The organism is Flavobacterium litorale (assembly GCF_019613795.1).
Classification (GTDB): Bacteria; Bacteroidota; Bacteroidia; order Flavobacteriales; family Flavobacteriaceae; genus Flavobacterium; species Flavobacterium litorale.
On record NZ_CP080429.1, the window covers coordinates 235,684 to 258,447 of the forward strand.

General features: G+C 38.6%; 17 protein-coding genes. 5 read left to right on the forward strand and 12 right to left on the reverse strand.

Features of this window, described 5'->3' with window-relative positions:
* Positions 1 to 15: 15 nt before the first annotated feature.
* Complete coding sequence (locus K1I41_RS01090; protein WP_220640849.1) at positions 16 to 549, forward strand: class I SAM-dependent methyltransferase; 534 nt, start codon at positions 16 to 18, stop codon at positions 547 to 549.
* Here the strand turns inward: K1I41_RS01090 and K1I41_RS01095 are convergent.
* Entirely contained in the window at positions 533 to 1,174 is a 642-nt protein-coding gene (locus tag K1I41_RS01095; RefSeq protein ID WP_220640850.1) for a T9SS type B sorting domain-containing protein, read from the reverse strand. The genes K1I41_RS01090 and K1I41_RS01095 overlap by 17 nt on opposite strands.
* Positions 1,164 to 2,453 (reverse strand): hypothetical protein, encoded by a 1,290-nt coding sequence (locus tag K1I41_RS01100; RefSeq protein WP_220640851.1) that lies wholly within the window; start codon positions 2,451 to 2,453, stop codon positions 1,164 to 1,166. The genes K1I41_RS01095 and K1I41_RS01100 overlap by 11 nt, the downstream gene beginning before the upstream one ends.
* Before the next feature lie 73 nt (positions 2,454 to 2,526).
* Here K1I41_RS01100 and K1I41_RS01105 point away from each other — a divergent pair, with 73 nt between their 5' ends.
* The 3 genes from K1I41_RS01105 (at position 2,527) to K1I41_RS01115 (ending at position 4,966) form a co-directional block, all read left to right on the forward strand.
* A complete protein-coding gene (locus tag K1I41_RS01105) occupies positions 2,527 to 3,375 on the forward strand; it encodes a glycosyltransferase family 2 protein (RefSeq protein ID WP_220640852.1) in 849 nt (282 codons plus the stop codon).
* 80 nt (positions 3,376 to 3,455) lie between these two features.
* Positions 3,456 to 4,196: an MlaE family ABC transporter permease gene (locus K1I41_RS01110; RefSeq protein ID WP_220640853.1), complete on the forward strand. Its 741-nt coding sequence runs from the start codon at positions 3,456 to 3,458 to the stop codon at positions 4,194 to 4,196.
* Entirely contained in the window at positions 4,196 to 4,966 is a 771-nt protein-coding gene (locus K1I41_RS01115; protein WP_220640854.1) for an ABC transporter ATP-binding protein, read from the forward strand. Before K1I41_RS01110 ends, K1I41_RS01115 begins: the two co-directional genes overlap by 1 nt.
* Before the next feature lie 16 nt (positions 4,967 to 4,982).
* Here K1I41_RS01115 and K1I41_RS01120 read toward each other — a convergent pair whose 3' ends face one another.
* The 10 genes from K1I41_RS01120 to porU form a co-directional block, all read right to left on the reverse strand.
* Entirely contained in the window at positions 4,983 to 8,753 is a 3,771-nt protein-coding gene (locus K1I41_RS01120; protein WP_220640855.1) for a T9SS type B sorting domain-containing protein, read from the reverse strand.
* Between the two features lie 121 nt (positions 8,754 to 8,874).
* Positions 8,875 to 9,936 (reverse strand): mannose-1-phosphate guanylyltransferase, encoded by a 1,062-nt coding sequence (locus tag K1I41_RS01125; RefSeq protein WP_220640856.1) that lies wholly within the window; start codon positions 9,934 to 9,936, stop codon positions 8,875 to 8,877.
* A gap of 73 nt (positions 9,937 to 10,009) precedes the next feature.
* A complete protein-coding gene (locus K1I41_RS01130) occupies positions 10,010 to 10,606 on the reverse strand; it encodes a SprT-like domain-containing protein (RefSeq protein WP_220640857.1) in 597 nt (198 codons plus the stop codon).
* A gap of 14 nt (positions 10,607 to 10,620) precedes the next feature.
* A complete protein-coding gene (locus tag K1I41_RS01135; RefSeq protein WP_220640858.1) occupies positions 10,621 to 11,298 on the reverse strand; it encodes an SDR family NAD(P)-dependent oxidoreductase in 678 nt (225 codons plus the stop codon).
* Entirely contained in the window at positions 11,298 to 12,248 is a 951-nt protein-coding gene (locus K1I41_RS01140) for a M28 family peptidase (protein ID WP_220640859.1), read from the reverse strand. The genes K1I41_RS01135 and K1I41_RS01140 overlap by 1 nt, the downstream gene beginning before the upstream one ends.
* 107 nt (positions 12,249 to 12,355) lie before the next feature.
* Entirely contained in the window at positions 12,356 to 14,047 is a 1,692-nt protein-coding gene (locus K1I41_RS01145; RefSeq protein WP_220640860.1) for a pyruvate dehydrogenase complex dihydrolipoamide acetyltransferase, read from the reverse strand.
* A 6-nt stretch (positions 14,048 to 14,053) separates the two neighbouring features.
* Positions 14,054 to 15,052, reverse strand: coding sequence for a pyruvate dehydrogenase (acetyl-transferring) E1 component subunit alpha (gene pdhA / locus K1I41_RS01150; protein WP_220640861.1), 999 nt, complete (start codon positions 15,050 to 15,052; stop codon positions 14,054 to 14,056).
* A gap of 199 nt (positions 15,053 to 15,251) precedes the next feature.
* Positions 15,252 to 15,734, reverse strand: a complete 483-nt coding sequence (gene cdd, locus K1I41_RS01155) for a cytidine deaminase (protein ID WP_220640862.1) — start codon at positions 15,732 to 15,734, stop codon at positions 15,252 to 15,254.
* A gap of 3 nt (positions 15,735 to 15,737) precedes the next feature.
* Positions 15,738 to 16,958, reverse strand: coding sequence for a type IX secretion system outer membrane channel protein PorV (porV, locus tag K1I41_RS01160; RefSeq protein ID WP_220640863.1), 1,221 nt, complete (start codon positions 16,956 to 16,958; stop codon positions 15,738 to 15,740).
* A gap of 42 nt (positions 16,959 to 17,000) precedes the next feature.
* The gene (gene porU, locus K1I41_RS01165) at positions 17,001 to 20,834 is read right to left on the reverse strand and encodes a type IX secretion system sortase PorU (RefSeq protein WP_220640864.1); all 3,834 of its coding nucleotides are present in this window, start codon (positions 20,832 to 20,834) and stop codon (positions 17,001 to 17,003) included.
* 211 nt (positions 20,835 to 21,045) lie between these two features.
* On the opposite strand from porU, the gene gldJ reads away from it, so the two are divergent.
* Positions 21,046 to 22,719: a gliding motility lipoprotein GldJ gene (gene gldJ, locus K1I41_RS01170; RefSeq protein ID WP_220640865.1), complete on the forward strand. Its 1,674-nt coding sequence runs from the start codon at positions 21,046 to 21,048 to the stop codon at positions 22,717 to 22,719.
* Positions 22,720 to 22,764: the final 45 nt, after the last annotated feature.

Sequence of the window (22,764 nt, forward strand, 5' to 3'; positions counted from 1 at the left end):
GAAAAAACAATTAAAATGTACGAAAAAACATTTCCACATAAAAGATATAACCATACGCTAGCATTTTTAAAAAAACACATTGATGTATCCGAGAAAATACTTGACTTGGGCATTGAAAATCCATTTTCGTTAATAATGAGAGATGAGGGCTTTGATGTTGTGAATACAAACGGTGAAGATTTAGACGAGAAATACGATATGTTACAAGAAAAAAATTACAGCGTGATTACAGCATTTGAAATATTTGAACACCTATTAAATCCATATACTATTCTTAAAAACATCAAATGCAACAAACTCGTTATTTCGGTGCCTTTACAACTCTGGTTTAGCCCTGCTTATAGAAGTAAAACTGATATGTGGGACAGACATTATCATGAATTTGAAGATTGGCAATTGGACTGGCTACTCGAAAAAACTGGCTGGGTTATTAAAGATCGTCAAAAATGGACGAATCCATCTGACAAAATAGGAATACGCCCTATATTGCGAATGTTTATTCCTAGGTATTATATTATTTATGCTGAAAAAATTAACGCACAAGACTAAAATGAGACTTTAATTCTAACCTATTCCCATAGCAATCGTCATATCTAAATAAATACCAATAATCTGTAGCTGGTAACCTATAACCATTAAAAGTACCGTCCCAACCTCTAGATTTAGGCTTTACAGTTGTTATTAGCTTTCCATAACGATCAAAAATAAATATTTCTATATTGCTTATATTTTCAATATGGTGTACATTCCAATAATCATTAATACCATCACCATTTGGAGTGAATACTTTATCTATAATAAAATTATCTTTACATGAAGGTATGCATGGCTCTATCCTTGCTAAACAATGATTTCCCTTCAGTATATTAGTGCTTGGCTTAAGAACAATTACCTTACCTGCCTTCATAACGATATTTGAACCAGAATTACTAGCAATTCTGTAATTATCACCTACTCTTATAGCATTTGCAGCCCAGTATAAATAAATAAGGTTACTTTCTTGATTATTCAGTATTATCTCAAGATCACAATTTGTTGTAAATTGGCCTAGCAAAATAGACGTAAACACAAAGGTACTATCACTTTCGGGCTTCTCTAAAAAACTTATTGATGGATTCTTTGCGTTTAAAAAACCTATATACATAAAAAACAAGAATAATAAACTACTCTTCATTTCTTTTTCTTTTAAGTTTGTCAATTTGCTTTTGCTGCTGTTCTATCTTTTTGTTTAATTGAATCAGATATAAGGTCAACTCTTCCACTTTTTCAAGCAACAGTTTATTCATCTCACCTAATTCGATACCACTCTCTTTTACCTTTTCTTCTGAGGGAATATTAATTAAATGTCCTTTTTGTTTAATATGATTTTCAACTTCTTGCAATGTAGGTAATTTATAATCTTCGTTAAAAACATAATCTGCCCAATCGCTAACCAGTGCAACCCTTACTTCCTCTGTAAGTATCCCTCCCGTAACAAAAAGATTATAAAAACTAACATCCTCATCTCCAACAACTGATGGGAAATTATTAGTGTTTACCCCTACTTTACCGTTAGTGTAAATAGCATCATTTATCGAAAAAGAAACTGAATTATCTAGCTTTAACCAATCAGCATCATTAGTACTGCCATCACCGCCTGTAGGGACTTCATATTCAGAAACATTACCGTTGGCATCCGTACCAAGCATAAATACAGGGCTTGTACTATTAGGCAAGTTCTGAAACCTTACAGTTCCATCTATATGCAAATTTGAAGAAGGAGTTTGAACATTAACTCCTACGCTTCCGTTTGTATAAATTACATCATCAATATTGGTTGATATAACATTATCTGGTTTCAACCAATCAATATCATTTGTACCTCCTGTACCCCCTGTTGGTACAGGATACTCAAATACATTGCCGACAGCGTCTGTACCCAACATAAATACAGGCGTCATAGCATTTCCAAGATTCTCAAAACGTACACTACCGTTATTATGTAATCGTGCAGTAGGTGTGTTTGTAGCAATACCTACATTTCCATTTGCTGCTATAGTCATCAGTTTAGTCGAAGAATTTCTCCATTCAAATAATGGTCTGTTAGAGATAGGAAGGTATGTTCCAGAAGGTCCCCAAACAAAATTACCAGTTGTTGGGGCATTAAAATCAGGCTGGGTAGCTATTGTAGTGGTAAAAAGCATTAAAGGTGAATTACCTGTATCAAAATTAGAAGCTATTGATGAGGTAAAAACCATAGAAAAAGTATTATCGGTATCTCTGTATGACCAAAAGGTAGGTATAAACCTTCCTCCAATTAATGTACCGTTTGCAATTTCTAACCTATCGTTACCTGCATCAGATACCGTAAAATTTGAAACACGTTCTGCTCCTAGTGGAGAAGCTTGATGAGGGTTTGCAACTTGAGCAAAAATATTTACAGATATTAATATAAAAAATAGGGTTATTTTCATTATAAATATATATGTTTTTTACGGCTGCAAATTACCAAAAAATAACCATATTTGCATCCACTTCGGCACTAATATGAAATATTACGTTATCATACCTGCTTATAACGAAGCTGCCTATATTGGTGGTATGCTCCAATCGTTGGCAACGCAAACCATACCACCCGATAAAGCGGTTGTAGTAAACGATAATTCTACGGATGCTACTGCTGAGATTGCCGAATCGTTTTGCCAGAAATATTCATGGCTAACGTTAGTGAATACAACATCCAATGCAGCACACATGCCTGGCAGTAAAGTAATACAAGCGTTTATGGCAGGTTACAATACTGTGGATGAAGCGTACGATGTGATTGTAAAACTAGATGCCGACCTTATAGTACCACCCAATTACTTTGAAAAAATACTAGAAACGTTTGCGCAAAACGAAAAAGTAGGTATGGTAGGAGGTTTTGCCTACACAGAACAAAATGGCGAGTGGGTATTGGAAAATCTTACTGATAAAGACCACATAAGGGGGGCGTTTAAAGCCTACCGAAAAGAATGCTTTTTGCAAATAGGAAAACTAAAGCCTGCCATGGGCTGGGATACTGCAGACGAATTGTTGGCAAAATACTATGGGTGGCAGGTACTAACCATAAGCAGCCTAAAAGTAAAACACCTAAAACCTACAGGAGCAAGCTATACCAAACAAGCACGCCACAAGCAAGGCGAAGCCTTTTATACTTTAGGATATGGCTTTATTATTACTGCTATAGCAAGTGCTAAGCTAGCAATACGCAAAAAGAAACCCTTACTTTTTGCAGACTATATTGGGGGTTATTTAAAGGCAAAAAAACAAAACAAACCCCTATTAGTAACTAATGAGCAAGCTAAATTTATAAGGAACTACCGCTGGAAAAAAATGAAAGCTAAACTATTTTAGTAGTAATAGTATTAAAAAACTATTAACAATTATCAAAAAGTGTTTACAATTCGGTACTTTAGCCGATATTTTTATATTAAATGATAAGAGCCTTACACCAAATAGGATTGTATTTCCTAATGTTAAAGGAAGTATTTAATAAGCCTACCAAATGGAAGGTTATGAAACCGCTGATATTTAAAGAAATAGACGATTTAATAATCGGCTCTTTAGGTATTGTTGCTTTTATATCTTTCTTTATCGGAGGGGTTGTAGCCATACAAACGGCACTTAACTTAACCAATCCGCTTATACCCAAACAGCTTATTGCATTTGCTACCCGACAGTCGGTAATACTTGAGTTTGCCCCTACCTTTATTTCTATAATTATGGCAGGACGTGCAGGTTCGTACATCACATCCAGTATCGGTACCATGCGTGTAACCGAGCAAATAGATGCATTAGAAGTTATGGGAGTAAATGCCATTAACTATCTTGTATTCCCTAAAATAGTCGCTTTTTCATTATACCCATTTGTTATTGCAATATCAATGTTCTTGGGTATATTCGGTGGTCTTATGGCAGGAGTTTACGGTGGTTTTATCGGTTTTGACGAATTTATAACGGGTATTCAAACCGATTTTATATCGTTTCATGTTTTTTATGCCTTTTTAAAGACATTTATTTTTGGTATGCTACTCGCAACCATACCTTCTTTTCATGGTTTTTACATGAAGGGTGGCGCGCTAGAAGTTGGTAAGGCTAGTACCACATCGTTTGTGTGGACGAGTGTAGTTATCATTCTTGTAAACTATATTATTACCCAATTACTTTTAAGCTAATGATAGAAATAAAAAACATAGAGAAGTCGTTTGGCGACACGAAGGTACTAAAGGGGATATCAACTGTATTTGAAACAGGAAAAACAAACCTTATTATTGGGCGAAGTGGATCGGGTAAAACCGTTATGATTAAAACCCTGTTAGGTATACACAAACAAGATAAAGGAACCATATCTTTTGATGGTAGAATTTATTCCAAACTTTCTGACGACGAAAAAAGAACGCTGCGTACCGAAATAGGTATGGTATTTCAGGGGAGTGCCTTGTTTGACTCGATGACGGTGGAAGATAATGTAGCTTTTCCGTTAAAGATGTTTACCAAAAATAGAAAATCAGAAATTAGAAAACGTGTAAACGAAGTATTGGAAAGGGTAAACCTTGAAGACGCGAATAAAAAATTTCCAGCAGAACTTTCTGGTGGTATGCAGAAAAGGGTAGCCATTGCACGTGCAATAGTAAACAACCCTAAGTATTTGTTTTGTGATGAGCCCAACTCGGGGCTTGACCCTGAAACGGCTATAGTTATTGATGAGTTAATACAAGAAATTACACGAGAATACGATATAACTACGGTAATTAACACCCACGATATGAACTCTGTGTTGCAGATAGGCGAAAAAATTGTGTACCTGCAACATGGGGTTAAAGAATGGGAAGGTACTAACGAGGAGATACTCGAAACACGAAAAAGATCTGTAGTTACGTTTGTATATTCTTCAGATCTTTTCAAAAAAGTACGTGAAAGTTTACTTGAAGACGCGGAAGACTAAACAGCTATTATTCCTTTTACCTTGCTTCTCTTTGTAAATATACCCAGCCTGTAACTTTTTTACCTGCCGATAGTGTTACTACATAAAAGTACGTGCCTGTGGGCAGTTCGCCTTTATCGCTTTGCCCATACCACTCGTTACTGTAATTTACTTTTTCGTATACCTGCAATCCGTATCGGTTGAATATCTGTAAATCACGTACATCTAAATTCGATAAATCGAAGTTTTGGTTGTAACCATCGTTATTTGGCGAGATTCCTCTCGGAATAATGCACGCCGTATTATCTACAATTATTGCAGCTTCTGCACTACAACCATCAGGATTGGTTATAGTAACCGTATACTCTCCAGTAGCTAGGTTGGTAATTACAGCCTGTTCGCCTATGTAATTATAACCATCTGGTCCAGACCATTGGAATTCTGAACCTGCCATTTCGTTTATGTTAGCTATGCTAATAACGTATTCAAAATCGTTACAACCATCCTCAAGCACCACATCAAAACCTACTGTATTTTGCGTAATAGTTACGGGTTGTAAAGTTTCGCAAGTAGTGTTGTTTACGAGTACTTCATAATTTCCTATATCAAAAATTTCAATAACATCACTCGTTACTTCAGTAAGTAATTCTCCTTCAAAATACCACTCAAAAGTTACATCGCCTACTGTAAAGTTCTGCGGATTAACGCTTATTACTGTACTCTGCCCTTCGCATAACGCTGTTTCACCCTGTATTTCAAAGTCTGGTATACTGTTTACTGTAACAGCTACAGTGGCAGGGTTAGATGTACAACCATTTGCAGTAGCTGTAACACTATATTCTCCTGAGGCAGCAAGTGTAGCATCAGCTATAACGGAGTTATTAGTTGTGGCAGTAAAACCGTTGGGCCCTACCCATTGGTAGCTTGCTCCTGCAACTGGTGTAACGGAAAGTTGTATTGTTCCGCCCTCGCAAAGGGGTGGTACAACCTCTACAACAGGTACATCGGGTATGTCGTTTAGTGTTACAGTTATTAATGCCTCGTCAGATGCATCGCATAAACCGTTTACGGTATACTTAAAGGTATATTTTCCTGATAATATACCATCGGTGTCAAACATATTATCTGTTAACGCTCCTGTAGCATTGATATCCTCCCAAGTACCGCCAACATCGTGTGGGTTGGTTAAGTAATCTGCTAAGTTAATTGTAGCTCCTGCGTTACACAATGTAATATCATCTACATCCTCTCCTGCATTGGGCAGTGCAGTAGGTGCTACTTCGTATTCCAGCAACTGATTCATGCACGAACTGTCGTTAGCTGCCATTATATTTACAAAGTAAGTTCCTGCATCTGTTACAGCATTAAAGGCGGGGAAAGTAAGTATATTGGTATTGCTTAATATGGTATCAGGATCCGATTCTTCATACCATTCGTAGGTTAGGAATGATAAGGGTTGTACAGAAAGGGTACTTTCTTCGCCATCGCAAAATCCAGAAGGCGAAACAACCAATGGGTCTACAGCATTAATGCTAAATTGTGCATTAAGGATGTTACCACAATCATCGGTTACTCTAAAATTATAATCCGCAGGCTCAATGCCCGAAAATATATTAGATGTACCATTATCTATTAAAAATGGTTCTCCGTTTTTGGAGGTTATACTGTATGCAAAAGGTGCTACACCCTCTACTTCTAGGGCTACCTCAGTCAAGTCATCAGCACAAGGAAAACTGTATACGTTGGTAATAACAGGTGCTCCTGTAAAGGTAAAGGTATCTATTACATCAAAACATAACGAATTGAATGCGGTACCGTTAGCATACGTAAAGAATGTTTTTATTACACGGAAATCGCCTGTTGCAGCGTAGAACGGCAAATCGTCTGAAGAGGCATTTATGTTAATACTGTCGGAGTTATCACTATTTGGTAATCCCGATTCATAAGCAGTACCTGTTTCAGGGTCGCCCCATGTATCGGTAACCTCATCATAGCGTTGTAGCCAAAATGATTGTATGTAGTTACCATTACTAAAATGGTCTACATCTACCTGAAACGAACCGCAATATTGTAGTACTGTTACATTGTTAATAGTAATTTCGTAACCTGTAACGCTAAATTGTCTTTCGCGCACTACGCCACAATTATCAATAGTTGAAACGCTGTAACTCCCTTCGGGTAACGAGTTCATATAAAAGCCACCATTAGAGGCTATGTTTTCTGATACATCTATAGGGTAGGTTGTACTGAATGCTGCAGGACCATTGGTTAAGGTTACTATCTCAAAATCGCCCGATGCGTTTAAGCGTATTGAGCCAAAACCTTCTTCGCAACCTGGGCGTTGAAATAAGCTTATAGCAAGATTATTACTCCCTACAACTTCAACTTCTACCTCCTCCGTGTATTCAACACCGCAGGAGTCGGTTATAACAAAAGTATAATCGCCCAAAGGTATATCTACTATAGTAAAAATACCTTCATCGTCTACCAAATCCGTTACATTATCAGGTACAGTACCATAAGCAGCAGGTGCTGCGGTTATTACTATATCTGTTATAATTCTGGCATTAATTTCAATAATAACATTACCATCATCCGATCCGCAATCGGTTTGTATTGTTACCTGCGGTTGCACCTCTGGCGCAGTAATTTCAAATTCCTCAGTATAACTTCTGCCGCATGCATCTGCTATGGTTACGGTGTAACTACCATACGGAACAAGGTCGTCTGTATCATACTCTGCTTCCCCATCAAAATTAGGATGGTTGGCATTATAATCTGTTGGGTTAAACCCTACTGGTGCACTATCAAAATTTATTGTTATAGGTCCCACAAAGTTTCGGGGCTGTATCGTAAGCGAATTATCATCGCAACCTTCATTATCAATAAGGTTTTCAAATGATAGCCCTTGATTTACTATGTTATTATCTTGTGTAAAGGTATTACCACAAACATCAGTAACCAAAATATCGTAATAATATTCTTGGTCGTTATAAAAAGGAATTGTAGTGGTTACAAGGTTGGGGTTGGTTAAGCTGCCCGTAGGTACATTTTCGGTAATTATAGTAGGCGCGCCACCTCCTGGAGGATAAACACTATATTGGAATGTTAGCGGAAAAAAAATGCTGTTACCAGATAGTGCTACATAGTTATTACCTACTGTTATGGTATTACAATTGGGTAACTCGCCACCAAAAAACACAGGGCTAGTTATTAGCATAGCGGTAGTATCCTGAACAACTTGTATTGTTACTACTACAGCCTCGCCACAATTATCAAAAACCCTAACAGAGTAAAGCCCTTCGGGTAAATTATTAAAAACATTAGAGGCTTGCTCGGGTACTGTTACTGGTCCTGATAGTATTTCGTACGATGCTGCATTACCTGTTAGTACATTAACAGTAATAGCACCATCGTTACCACATTGTACTTTTGTTGGAATAAGATTGTACGTTAGCGTTGTTACCTCATTGGTAATAGTAGCGTTTGCTGAACTGGTATTGGATAATGCTCCTAACGATTGCGTAGCAGTTACAAGATAATTGCCCGCAGAAAGTCCGTTTACAATAGCATCAGTTGTAACTGTTATTGGTGTAGCCGTATTGGGCAGTAAGTATACAGAATAATCTAATGAGGCATCAGGGTCGGTTCCCGAAACGGTAAACGACAATGCACCGTTGCCCAAGCATGTTTGTGGTGTTGGCGTTACGGTTAGTGTAAAATCGGGTAATTGTGCGTAAGAGAATAGCGTACACAATAGGAGTGTAAAAACTGCTATTGTTTTTTTGGCAGGTGGGTAGTTAATCATGAATGTGTTTTTAAACCCGACACGTATAATCAACATTGCTAGTCGGTTACATATTACAATACTGATTTAGTAAAACATTTAAAAACGGGTATACCCTACCCAAAAAATGAGTTTTCTGTTATTATTTTTGAGGGACTATATTGATGAATTTTTTAATTTCCTGCTCTTTATCTTTAGGATAAATTAAAAGTACATCGCCTCTATCTACTACTATAAAGTTATCAAGCCCATTTACCACTACTGTTTTACCACCATCGGTATGGATAATAGTATTGTTGGTATCTTCTACAAAAACCTCAGCATTAACTATAGCGTTGTTGTTGCTATCTTTATCCAGTTTTTCGTACAAAGAGCCCCATGTACCCAAATCGTTCCAAGTAAAGGTAGCGGGTACTACATATACATTGCTTGCATTTTCCATTACTGCATAATCTATGGATATGTTATCGGACTTTACATAGTTCTCCTCAATAAATGCTTTTTCTGCTTCAGAATTATAGGTTTCGTACCCATTACAAAAAAGCTGATACATTGCAGGCTGGAATTTCTCAAAAGCTGCTGTTATAGCAGCTATACTCCAAATAAAAATACCCGCATTCCATAAAAAGTTACCGCTATCTAAAAACGATTTAGCCGTTTCGTAATCAGGCTTTTCTCTAAAATGCGAAACTTTTTTTATGGCACTTGTATCTTCTTTATTATACTCTATATAACCATAACCTGTGTTGGGGAACGTTGGTTGTATGCCCAACGTCATGAGTACATTTTCTTGCTCAGCATACGCAAACGATTGGCTTAAGTTGGCTATAAAAGCATCCTCGTTTTCTATCCAATGGTCACTTGGTGCTACCACCATAACAGCATTGGGGTTCTTCTTTTTTATTTTTAATGATGCGTATAGTATACACGGTGCCGTATTGCGCATAGCAGGCTCCAACACTACCTGCTCTTGCTTTACTGCTGGTAGTTGTTTTAGTACTTGATTGTTGTACTTTTCGTTAGTAAGGATAAATATATTTTCGGATGGAATAAGCTTGGTTAGCCTGCTAAAGGTTTTTTGGATGAGTGTTTCGCCCGTTCCTAACATATCATGAAACTGCTTTGGGAATTGCTCGGTACTAACAGGCCAAAACCTAGACCCTACACCACCTGCCATTATCACTGCATAGTAATTACTATTCATTGTTTTGTTGTTTAAATATTAATAAAGATAGTATCCATGCCGCCACCAACAGATATTTTTCTTTTTAATACGGTTAAGGCAGTAACTCTACCTCTGCATTGGGGTTAAACAAATATATTTTTCCTGTACTTATTTCCAAACACTCAAAGCGTTTTACACGCTGCGCACCCTTTTTAAAAATTTTACCGTTGTGAATACGGAAATTACTACCATAGGGAATCTCAAAGATATAATTCTTTTCCGACTTTTCATCGAATTGCTTTAACGCAATAGACAATGTTGCATCGGTATCACTACTTGCTCTCGGGTTTTTAAAATGCCGTGCTAATAGTGGTAATAATTGGTTTGGAAAGATTTCGGGACGGATAAACGGAACCATTAGATGCTGAAATGTGTGCTTCCATTCTTGCCCGTGTGGTTTTATAGCACGTCCGTATTTTTGGAACGCCACCAAATGTGCAATTTCGTGTACCAGTGTAATTAAAAAACGATATTTATTTAGGTTAGCGTTTACCGTTATTTGGTGCATACCATTACCATCTCGCCTATAATCGCCATGCCTAGTAACACGCTCGTTTACTATTTTTAGGTTTACGCCATAGGTTTTTATAAGTTCAAAAACGGCATCAACAGCATGTTCGGGTATGTAGGGTGCAATTATATGCTTCACTATAAACTAATTTGCTACGGTGTGCTAGATGACACTTGCAATACTTTTCCGTTGTAAAATTTATTTCCTGTAAGGGCAAAATCACAAATATAATCACTCATTTCTTTTGCCGATAAGGGCGCTTCGTAACCTGGAAAGGCTTCCTGCAACATCTCGGTATTTACAGCACCCAAAGCCAGTACATTAAAAGCAATACCCTGCTCCTTATACTCTTCTGCTAAAAGCTCAGATAATGTTATTACAGCACCTTTACTAGAACTGTATGCCGATAGCCCTGCAAACTTCATGGAGCCTTGTATTCCGCCCATACTGCTTATAGTTACTACATGGCTACCCTTAAGCATATAAGGCAATACAGCTTGGTTTAGGGCTGCCACACCAAATACATTTACTTTATAAATATATTCAAACTCACTAGTGGTAATTTCGGCAAAGGGTTTTAACAGTAATGCCCCCGCATTATGGATTATTATATCTACCTGTTTCCAAGTGGTGGTTATAAACTGTGTTACTTGTTGTAAATTATCAGTTACCGAAATATCGGCACTAATACAAGTAATGTTTTTATGCTGCTTTAGGGTTTCGGGCACTTTACGCGATAGCGCTAGCACCTGATACCCTGCATTGGCAAATTGCAACGCCATTTGGTAGCCTATACCCCTACTGGTGCCTGTTATTATGATGTTTTTCATTATTTTTTTAAAACTATTTCGCGTGTTGATGCATTTACCATTTGTGTAATTACAGGCAGCATGGTTTGCATAAACGATGCCATGTGCTTGGTATCCATATTTTCAAACTCATCATCCAAATGATGGTAGTATTTAAACGTATTCATATTCGTGGTAGATACGGTATGCGCAGGGATATTCATCTCCAAATAAAAAGGATAATTATCCGATGCCTTAAATAACTGGTAACGTACTGCAAAATCGGTATAACTAAATAACTTTTCACCAGCGTATTCATTCATCTTCTCTGTAACGTTCGATCGACTATAGCCTGTTACATATGCCGTAATGTCCATTCCTAAAGGTACACCTACCATCTCGAAATTTAGCATTACATACGGGCTAAAGCTTTGTTTTTTGAGCTTTGCAGCCAAATGATAGCTCCCAAGCAATCCTTTTTCCTCCGCCGAGAAAAAACAAAATAGTATACTGCGCTTGTTGGTTTTTGTTGTAGCAAAATAACGGACTAACTCGGTAACGGCTGTAGTACCCGATGCATTATCGTCGGCGCCGTTATATACCTTATCACCATTAGTCATATTGGTAGCCATACCAATATGGTCGTAATGTGCGCCTATAATTACATATTCCTCTTTTAGTTCAGGGTCGTTGCCCTCAAGATAGCCTACAATATTGTAAGCAGGCTTATTATAATTGGATAGTGTATCTCTGTAAGTGGCAAAATAGGGTTGTACACCGTTTTCTTTAAAGAGTTGTTCTAAAAATGTAGCTGCTTTTGCTATGCCTTCGGTACCACTATCACGCCCTTCTAGCGCATCTGACGATAGAAATCGTAACGTTGCAGCAACTTGTTCTTCGTTTACAACATAGCCTTTCTGCTCCTGTGATTGAGCATGCGATATGCTCACGAAGCTTAGCGCAATACACAATAAAAAGAGTTTTATTTTCATACTATAAATTTTGTGTAGCTAAAATAAGAAAAATTAAACCATTGGCATACAAAATGCCCGCCCTGAAAAACAGAGCGGGCATATAGTTTGAGTGCTGTAACAGTCAATTATGCTAACATTGTTACAGGATTCTCTATGTATTGTTTTAATGTTTGTAAAAACTGCGCTCCAGTAGCACCATCTATAGTACGGTGGTCGCACGTTAAAGTAACCGTCATGGTGTTACCTACTACAATTTGTCCATCTTTAACTACTGGTTTTTGTACGATTGTACCTACTGATAGTATGGCTGAGTTAGGCTGATTGATAATAGAGGTAAACTCTGTAATACCAAACATACCAAGGTTAGATACCGTAAAGGTACTCCCTTCCATCTCTTTAGGTTGTAGCTTTTTGTTTCTTGCTTTACCTGCCAACTCTTTAACGCCTGCCCCTATTTGCGAAAGGCTCATGTTATCGGCAAACTTAAGTACGGGTACTACCAATCCTTCATCCACAGCTACAGCAACACCAATACTAATATGGTGGTGGTATAGGGTTACATCATCTTTCCACTGGGTATTTATTTGTGGGTGCTTGCGCAATGCCATGGCACTTGCCTTTATAACCATATCGTTAAACGATACTTTGGTTTCTGGCAATGCATTTATTACACCTCTTGATGCGATAGCTGCATCCATATCGAGCTCTACAGTTAAGCTATATTCTGGAGCGGTAAATTTAGAATTCCCTAAACTACGCGCTATTGCTTTACGCATTTGCGAGTTTTTAACCTCCTCAGTACTTTCTTCTCCCGTAGGAACATAAGCAGGAGCTGTAGCTTGCTGTGCCGCAGGCTGCTGTGCTTTTTCAGCAGATTGCGCTGCTTTTGGTGTATAGTTTTCGATGTCTTTTTTAACGATACGACCGTTTTCGCCCGTACCTTTTACATCGTTAAGGTTAATTCCTTTTTCTTCAGCTATTTTGCGTGCTAATGGCGAAGCAAATATTCTATCGCCATCATTAGTTGTAGCTACTTCTTTATCAGTAGTTTCTTTAACTTCTGAAGTATCGTCTGATTTTTTTTCTTCTTTTGATTCCGATGTGTCACTACTGGGAGCATCACCGCCATCTTTACCATAATTTTCGGCTACACCAGAAACGTCTGTTCCTTCTGGACCAATAATGGCTAAAACGCTATCTACAGGAGCCGATTCGCCTTCCTGAATACCAATTTTTAAAAGTGTACCTGCATCAAAGGCTTCAAACTCCATAGTAGCTTTGTCCGTTTCAATCTCAGCAAGTATATCGCCTTCTTCAATTTTATCGCCTACGCTTTTTAACCATGTTGCTACTGTACCTTCTTCCATTGTATCGCTAAGGCGGGGCATTGTTATTACCTTAACACCCTCAGGTAATTTTGCAGGAGCTTCTTTTTTAGCTTCAGTAGTTTTCTCTTCTTTCTCTTGTTCCTCTTCTTTCGTTTCTTTTTTATCTTCGGTTTCGGTATTCTCGTCTTTCTTTTCCTCTTCATCATCAGAAGAAGTTGCTTTACCATCAAGCAATGCTTGGTAGTCTTCTCCTTCTTCTCCTATAATGGCAAGTACCGAATCTACAGGGGCAGTATCGCCTTCCTTTACACCAACGTACAATAGTGTTCCTGCATCAAAGGCTTCAAACTCCATCGTGGCTTTATCCGTTTCTATTTCGGCAAGTATATCGCCTTCTTCAATTTTATCGCCAACATTTTTAAGCCACGTAGCTACAGTACCTTCCTCCATCGTGTCACTAAGACGGGGCATGTTTATAATTTTTGCCATAATAGTTTATAGTTTATGGGGTAAAAATGGATAATCTTCTTGCTCGTAAACAACATCGTACATTACGTTGGCATCTGGGTAGGGAGATTCTTCGGCAAACTGTTCACATTCGCTTACCTTATCCTTAACTCTTTTATCTATTGCCTCAATTTCTTCCTCGGTAGCATAATCGTTTTCTTTAATTATATCTAACACTTGGGTAATGGGGTCTATTTTCTGGTACTCTTTTACCTCTTCTTTGGTACGGTAATGTTGTGCATCACTCATAGAGTGCCCTCTATAACGGTACGTTTTCATTTCAAGGAATGTAGGACCTTCGCCTTTTCGGGCTCTTTCAATAGCTTCGTGCATTGCCTCAGCTACTTTTACAGGGTTCATTCCATCAACAGGACCACATGGCATTTCGTAGCCCAGCCCTAATTTCCATATATCGGTATGGTTAGCTGTACGCTCTACTGATGTACCCATGGCATAACCGTTATTCTCTACAATAAATACTACAGGTAATTTCCATAGCATTGCCATGTTAAAGGCTTCGTGTAACGAACCTTGCCTTGCAGCACCATCTCCAAAATAGGTTAGGGTAACACCGCCTGTTTCAAAATACTTATCGGCAAATGCAATACCAGCACCTACGGGTATTTGTGCTCCTACAATACCGTGACCTCCATAAAAACCGTGTTCTTTAGAGAATATGTGCATGGAGCCTCCTAAACCTTGTGATGTTCCTGTTGCTTTACCTAAAAGCTCTGCCATAACCTTACGCGGATCTACACCCATACCTATAGGCTGTACGTGGTTACGGTAAGCTGTTATTATTTTATCTTTTGATAAGTCCATGGCATGTAATGCACCTGCAAGTACTGCTTCCTGACCGTTATATAAGTGAAGGAAACCTCTAACTTTCTGCTGAATATACAAAGCAGCAAGCTTGTCTTCAAACTTCCTCCAAAACTGCATATCTTCGTACCACTTCAGATAAACTTCTTTTGTAATTTCTTTCATCCCTGAATAATTGTTACTAATGTGATTTTAAAAATGTGATTTTTACGCAAAAAGTTTCCTCACACAAATTTGCGAAAAGCAAAAATAACATTTAGGATTTATAACTGAAAAAATATACCAAAGTATTTTGCCTTTTTATAGTGGTTACCACAAAAAAGAAATTAAAAAAAGGATTCCTAACGAAATCCTTTTTTTGTTGTTATAAATATTTGCTTTCAAAAACCATAGGAAGTAGGTTTTTGAGCGAATCTGATTTGTATATTTTTCCTGTTTCGCCCATAAAGTAAATTTCTATGGGACTGTTTTGCTTCATCTCGTACTCGGCTACAGATTGCCTGCATGCACCACAGGGCGGGATGGGTTCTTTTACTACTGTTTCTTCTGATGCTGCCGAGATGGCTATTTTTAAAATTTTTGCATCAGGATATTTAGCTCCTGCATAAAAAACGGCTACACGCTCGGCACAAAGCCCAGAGGGGTATGCTGCATTTTCTTGATTGGAGCCTAATACAACCTCTTTATTATCTAGCAATAACGCGGCACCTACGTGAAATTTTGAGTAAGGCGCATATGATTTTTGCCTTACCGCAACTGCCTGTTGCATTAGTGCCTTTACATCGTTAGGAAGTTCGTTTTCCGAATTGTAAACGGTAAAGGTTGAGGCTATTTTTATGCTATCCATGTATTAATATTCGTCGTACGTTTTATCGCCAAAGTTAAAGGTAAGCGAAAAACGGAGTGTGTTTTCTAGTGGGTTACGCACACGTGATGCCGAGAACAGGTATGATACATCTACTTTTACAATGGTGTACTTAAATCCTGCCCCAAGTGAAAAGAATTTACGTGCTCCTTTTGAGTCGTCCTCATTAAAGTAACCCAAACGGAAAGCAAATGAATCTTGGTAGGTATACTCTGCACCTAACGAGTAGGTAACTTCTTTTAGTTCTTCTCTAATACCATCAGGCGCATCGCCAAACGACTCGAAAATACCCGATACCCAACTTGTTTTATTATAATCCAATAAATCTCGGTCGTACTGTGCATCAGCACTATCTTGCTCGTCATCGCTAATTTCGCCATCGCCATCAGCATCAACTGCTGCTACTAGTGCAGGAGGTGTTGGTACTAATAGTTTAGTAATTTCAACGTTTACTGCAACTTTGTTAAACTCATCGAAAATAAAATCGAAACCTCCACCTAATCGCATGTTGGCTGGTAAAAAGTTAGAGTTGGCACTATTTGGGTCTTCGTCGTTATCGTAGTTAATTTTTGGTCCCATATTTTGGAAATTGAAACCTGCTCTCCAACGCCCGTTAAAATCGTTGTACGCTACTTCTTCGGACTGGTAGAAACCTGCCACATCAAATGCAAATGTATTTGCTGCGGTAGCATCGCCTCCTCCAGAGGCTTCTGGAATTCGTAGGTTAGAGCTTATAAAGCGCCCTGCAACTGCCATAGAGAAACGCTCGCTTAATTTAAGTGAATACGAAAGGTCTACCGCTAACTCGTTGGGAGAACGTATCACACCAGGATCGTCGGGGCTTTGTCTTAACTCAATATCTCCTAGTCCAAAATAACGAAAACTACCTCCAAAGGCACTTCTTTCGCTGTATCTGTTGTAATAATTTAGCTGTGCCAACGATATATCGCCTGCTATCTCGGTAAGGTAAGGCGTATAGTTAAATCCTACTCCCTGCCCATCAAGCGCAAAAGCATATTTTGCAGGATTCCATTGCTGAGAATACGCATCTGTAGAGGTTGCTACACCCTGGTCGCCCATACCTGCAGCTCTTGCGTCGGCAGCTATTAATAAAAAAGGTACTCCTGTAGTAATAGCCCTTTCATTTTGTGCTTTTGCCATTTGTACTCCTAATAGGCACACAGCAAATAAAATAATCTTTTTCATTTCTATTTTTCCAAATTTTAAAGGTAACAAATATAGTGTTTTTTATAGCAATACAAGCTTTTCATACTTATGTGCTGTTTTGTTGGTTGCAGAAGACCTGACGGTTAGTTTATAGATGTAAACACCCTTGCCAATTTTGTCGCCAAAATCATCTCGACCGTCCCATGTTATCTCTCTCGAAAGGAAACCATCTGTAATTATGGTACGGTTAATTGTTTTTACCACTTTACCCGTTACGGTAAATACTTGCACTTGCACATCAAGCGGTTCAAACGGTCGGTTATGGTTAAACCAAAACTCGGTGTAACTTGTAAATGGGTTGGGGTAATTTAACACCCGTTCCAACTCCAATGCATCGCTGCCTGCTACTACAAATTGTATATCGGCAGTAACTAAGTTGTTATATACATCCCAAGCTTTAAAGGTTAGGGTATGTAAACCTTCTTCAAGGTCTGCGAACGGAAAACGAACTTGTCCACGGGTATGGTCGTCAGCATTTGCCTCGTAATAATCGTTCATTAAAAACGGATTGGTTTCATCACCATCCAATATTCCTATAATATCGTGCCCAATACCACTTGCTGTATTAATACCGTGTTCGTCGGCTAGGAAAGCGAGCATTATCGGCGAATCGTTTGTTATGCCTCCTGATACGAACGACTCATCGTTCATATACAACCTAACGGTTGGTGCTGTGCTATCTTCGGCTGCGTTTGGGTTAATCCCACCAATTTGCACATCATTACTGTAGCCTGTTTGGTCTTGCAGTAAGTTATTCCGTTTGGTGTAAAAACTTACACGTCCTGCTCCTACAGGAATACGAATATCTCTGGGTACTACAAAGCCAAATGTAAATTGCCCATTGGTAACCGTAGCGCTACCCCTAAAGATAGTTTCTCCTAACGTATTAAACTCGGTTGTTGTGGTTAAGATATTATCATTATTTAATGTTTCGCGCTGGATGTCTTTATCAAAAACGGTTACTTCCAGCTCACCATTGTAACTGGTTATGGGTGTACCGCCTTCGGTAGTAACGTTACCTGAAAGCTCTACATATTCCAACGAGCGTAGGGGCTGGGTAACATCGGCAACGGGTACATTGTTTATGGCAGTAAGTTCAACGTTTGGTCCTGGTACCGCTAGTTTTAATGCAGGGTCGCCAACAAAGGCTATTAACCTATAGGTTTCTTGGTTTGATTTTGCCAAGCGTAATGCTTCTGCCATAGATGGATATTCGCCTCCGTTAAAAGCATATAATCGGGATGCTAATTGGGTATTAAAACTTATGGCTGCAGTTATAAAAATAGCACGTGTAGTGGTCATCATGGCAATGGCACCACCTTTTGGATTCCAATATATTTCTTCTCCTGCTGTAGTTCGGTAAGGGTTATCAAATTTAGTAAGGTCGCAAGTAGCGGTTATAAACAATGGGTATTTAAACCTGTTTGTAAATGCTTGTGCATCGGCAGCCTCTAAAAGGCGCTCGCTTGCTATACCATTTTCGCTACCATGCCCTAAATAATTTACTACGAGTGTACCAAAGTTTATGGAGCGTATAATTTGCTCTTTGGCATCAGGGTAACGTTCTCCACCTGATGAGGCTTGTTGCACGTACGAATCGATGTATACTTTTCGCATGTTTATGAAAGGACGGTTTTCGAGTATCTCAGCTACTAACCCTTCTTGCTCGGGTACAAAACTGGCATCACTACTTTCATCAGCATCGTCCGAAATAATGAGGTATTCGTTACGCCATCTACCGTACGACTCTTCACTTAAATACTCGGCAATTTTATTTACCATCTCTTCTGCTTGGCGGGTAGTGCTTACCAGCATACGCCCAGCAGCTACATCAGCAGCACCAGTACCTGCTCCTTCGCCTTCATCCATCATTACAAAAAAATCGTCCGAAACGTATGTGGTTACGATACTGTAGTTACTACGCCCCACATTTGACGGATCAAAATCGTGATAGATGGGTACTATATTGGTATTGTTTGGTATTCTGTCTTTAAAATCAAAAGAGGCATCGCCAAACAGATTTACATATTTAATTCTGTTTTCTTCGGACGAGGCGTTGTTGTAAATGTATTTTACAAAGTTTCGGATTGCGCCTATATCTTGTTTTCCTGACGAGAATTCTTGATAAATTTTATCTAGCGTAATCACTTTTACATTTAAATCGGATTGCGCTCTGTGAATATTCGCTAACGATTCTGCTTGCGACTGTAAAAACTCAGGGGTTACAATTAAATAATCTATATCTTCAAATTGCCCCTGCTCATTATTAAATATGGTGCCTTTTAGATTTTGATTGGCCACCCGAGCGTTTGACTCTCGTGTGGGGGTATAATAATCTGACGATACTACGGCTATGTATTTTCGGGCTTCGCCCATAGTAGCTTTAAACGAAAACTGCGAGGCATTGTTTACGGCTACCTGTGTTGTATTGTAAATATCGGTAATATCCCAAACAGCATCTATACTCGATGCATTGGTAAAATCGTACTGTATGACACCTATGTTGTTTGCGGCATCATCGTATGTAAATCGGAACTGGTCGTTAGTACCCCGTAAACTTCTTTTTGCTTTTATTATAATGTAGTCCAACCACGCGTTGGATGTAGGTACGCCGCTATTGTTGTAGTCTAACGCTACCGTAATATCTTCGTTATTGGGTGTAAACGTGGCACTAAGGTAGCCATCGTAACCAAAATCGTACTGCCCTTTTGGCTGAAAATTTAAACTGCCCAAATCCTGCCCGTTAACGGTAACCGACATACTTGTTGGGTTTATGGAATTGGCAGCGGCACTAACCATTATTGTTGCTTCGGTTGGTACTATATCGGGTATCTCAAAATCAAACTCTTGGTCGTTTTCAATATTAAATTGTTCGCCGTGCCATTTTCTGCCCAATCGCGCAATACTAATAAGGTCTTCTTCGTGGTATACATATTCATCAAAAGTAGATGTAGTAACGTCTGGTGCAGCCACAGGTTCTGGCATGGTGGTAATACGTTTCCCCGCTCCTCCTGACGATGTTACGTAGTAGTACGACCTATCGGCAAACAAGTTATTATGGGTTTTACTATCCGTATTCCAATTGTCTACCCCCTCAGCATAAAATAATATGTAATCGTTACTATCAAACTGTCCATCTTCTTCACCTATAAACTGTATGGCATTTTCGGCAAGGTCGGCAGGGTACTCCACTTCATTTAGTAAGGGCAGCATGCGCCCGCCATTGCCGTATATTTTAATATTTCTGGGATCCGTATTTGTATCAAAACCCAACTGTCGTAAAAAACCTCTCGTAACTTTATAAATTCCTGATTTCTTTACATAAAAACGGTACCAAGCTCCTGATGATAATACCGAGTTGGATATGGATGTAAAGTTATTAGGCGTCTGTACATTTCGGGACTGAGCGCCATAACTATAGGAGTATGTAAACGATTTAACACGTTTGTACCTACCGCCCTGTTTAATAATCGGGCACAATTTTAGTTTGGCGTACCATTGGTTTCGAGATTTTTGCGGGGTTAGCGTCGCTTTAACAGTAGCATCGAGTTGCGATGGGCTTATATCGCCTAGTTGTGCGGCTGTAATATTCTCATAAACAATATTGGATAATCGTAGTGAACTTGGGCTTACTGATGCTGCAACAGGAATGTTGGTAGAAAAGTATAGTTTTTTGTTATCTGCATCATAATACATATATTGCGGTTGGAACTCGGGTAATGTTATAGCAACATCGCCCACAAACGACGGCACGTTATCTTTCCATTCTAGTGTAAAAACAGCACTCTGCTGCCCAAACGAAGGGATTGAAAATAAGCTATATAATAATATGTGTAACAGTAATCGGTATTTCATCACTTTGACAGAACGCTGATAGTAAAAATATATTACAAAAAGTATTAAATTTATTTTTAACAGGCGCAAGATGCAATATTAGTTTAAAAAGCGCGTTTTAGAAAGACACATTTAACATAAATTTGGAATTTTATTAAAAATTTTAAAATCGTGTTGCGGTTTAATGGTTAATTATTATATTGCGGCTCGAAAAATTATTACCTACACAAAGATGAGAATTAACAAAAACACTGCTTTAAAATTGTTTATGGTATTAGCCATAACAGTTGGTTTTACTGGTTGTAGTAAAAAAGGATCTGGCGGTAGCAGTAACACATCTACGGCTACAGGTTGGAAAATCAATGACAAGAAAGGCGGATTCCAACACAACTCTAAATACAAGCAGCAGGAGACTGCTCCTGGATTGGTTGAGGTAGAAGGAGGAACGTTTACAATGGGTAGGGTATCTGACGATGTTATGCACGATTGGAACAATAGCCCAACACAACAACACGTACAGTCGTTTTACATGGATGAAACCGAAGTTACCAATGTTATGTACATGGAGTACTTAGATTGGTTAAAAAGAGTGTATCCTCCGAGTGAAGAAAACTATAAAAACATTTATGTAGGTGCACTACCTGATACATTGGTATGGAGAGCTGCGCTTGGTTATAATGAAACAATGACTAACAACTACCTAAGACACCCTGCTTACGGCGATTACCCTGTAGTGGGTGTAAACTGGATTCAGGCGGTAGAGTTTAGCAAGTGGAGAACCGACCGTGTAAATGAGTCTGTTCTTGAAAGAGAAGGCTATTTAAAAAGAGATGCTAAAATATTAGATGTTACTGCAGAAAGTACATTTAGTACAGAGGCATACCTAGAGAGCCCTAGCAAAAGCTACGGTGGTAACGAAGAAATTGTTTACAAAGGAGTTAGAAATAAACTTGCAGGAGACGATGAAGCTACAAACGTATATGCACAAAGAACATCGGGTTTAATATTACCTGAGTACAGACTACCAACTGAAGCAGAATGGGAATACGCAGCTATTGCACTTGTAGGTAACCGTGAATACAACCTATACAGAGGTAATAAAAAATACCCTTGGAAAGGGCAGTATACGCGTAATGGTAAAAGACAAAGTAAAGGTGACCAGCTTGCTAATTTTAAGCAAGGTAAAGGTGACTACGGAGGAATTGCAGGATGGTCTGACGATAACGCCGATATTACCGCACCCGTTAAATCGTACCCACCAAACGACTTTGGTTTATACGATATGGCAGGTAACGTAGCAGAGTGGGTTGCCGATGTATACCGACCAATAGTAGATGATGAGGGTAACGACTTTAACTACTACAGAGGTAATGTTTACATGAAAAACAAAATTGGTGAAGACGGTAGAGCAGAAATTGTAACTGCCGAAACTATAGAGTACGACACACTAAGTAACGGACGTATACAATACAGAAACTTACCAGGACAAATTGCTCAAGAAAAAATTACTGCTGACGATGTTTTCCTAAGACAAAACTACACCAGAAGTGATAACAGAAACTACAGAGATGGTGATGTACAATCTTCTCGTTACTTTAGCTATGATGCCAATGAAGAAGATGGACTTGATGACAACAGAAAAATGTACGATTCTCCAAAACACTACGTAGGTGCAGATAGTATTGGTAACATGGAGCGTCAGTGGGATGAGTCATCAACCAGAACTACATTAGTTAACGACAATGTAAGAATATTTAAAGGTGGTTCTTGGAGAGATAGAGCCTACTGGTTAGATCCTTCGCAAAGAAGATACTTCCCACAAGATATGGCTACAGACTACATTGGGTTTAGATGTGCAATGTCTAAAGTAGGACCAAAATCAAACAAAAAAACAGCTAGAAATTAATCATAGTTTCTACATTCAAAATAATTAATAAAGCCCTATATTAGG